This window comes from Brevibacillus sp. IT-7CA2, from assembly GCF_949767855.1.
Lineage (GTDB): Bacteria > Bacillota > Bacilli > Brevibacillales > Brevibacillaceae > Brevibacillus.
On the sequence record NZ_CATKQT010000038.1, the window covers coordinates 1 to 1030 of the forward strand.

Sequence of the window (1030 nt, forward strand, 5' to 3'; positions counted from 1 at the left end):
TGGTGGATGTCCACATATCTCATGGAGGTCAACCCTCCCAAATCTCACAGAGTCTTCGCTCCCAAATTCCTTCGTCCAACCTTTCCATGAGGTGGATGTCAGTCATGCTGCCCGACAGGATCCTTTGCCCGTATTATAGTTGCTTTACTGACTAATCCGTGCTTCAAATGTTATTATCTATTGCTTCACGTTGAGAATTCAAAAGACAATCTAAGCTGCTCTCAGAAGTTCTACTATATGAGGAATGTCCTTTAACATACGTTCTTCACTGAATTCACATTGCTTCTTGCCAATCGTGAACAGAATTCGTATCAGCTTATTGCAAATTGCGATGAGAGACTGCAGCTTCTTCAAAGGATTATTTGGCCGTTTTGTAAAATATTGATGTAGAGCTTTGAAGGCACTGTTCTTAGCGACCAAAGGCATCGCTACTCGAAAAAGGAGGGCTCGGAGTGTCTTTCTCCCTCTCTTCGTAATTTTGGTTTGTCCTTTGTGCTTTCCAGATGTATTCTCCCTCAGACTCAATCCAGCTAATTTGATGATCTGCCGAGGGTGGGAATAGTTACTGAGGTCACCTACCTCTGAAAAAAAGCCTGCAACCGTATCTTTACCTATACCTGTGATGGCTAACATTTGTTCAACACCTGGAATCTGTTTGAGTAAATCATCTATATTAGATTCCAGTTCTTCGAACTGTTCATTTATGAGTTCGTACTTATCTATTAACGTGCGTAGCTCTAATTTAGCCATTGCTGAACCCTCACGAATGCCAATCGAATGACTGGCTACTTCTTTGAGTTCAGTTATTTTGCTGAGTCCAACCGCACGTGTAACAGCTTTTCTGAGGTGAATTAGGATCTCTTGGTCGGTAAGTTTGCTTAATTCATGTGGTAATAAATTTAGCTTTAAGAGTTGTAATGCCGATTTTCCTTCCCAGTCTTTGAATACGGTAAGAAACTCGGGGAAAAAGCGATCTAGCCAGTTGTGGATTTGTCCTTGAACCGCTTGTAGGTCAACCGATAAAAGATCG

Annotated in this window: 1 protein-coding gene; it reads right to left on the bottom strand. The window is 41.7% G+C overall.

The genetic code is table 11. From position 1 onward, the window contains the following. Positions 1-210 precede the first annotated feature (210 nt). Positions 211-1030, bottom strand: an 820-nt coding sequence (locus ACM6JA_RS19680) for a transposase (RefSeq protein ID WP_414853702.1), incomplete at its 5' end; no start/stop codon positions are given.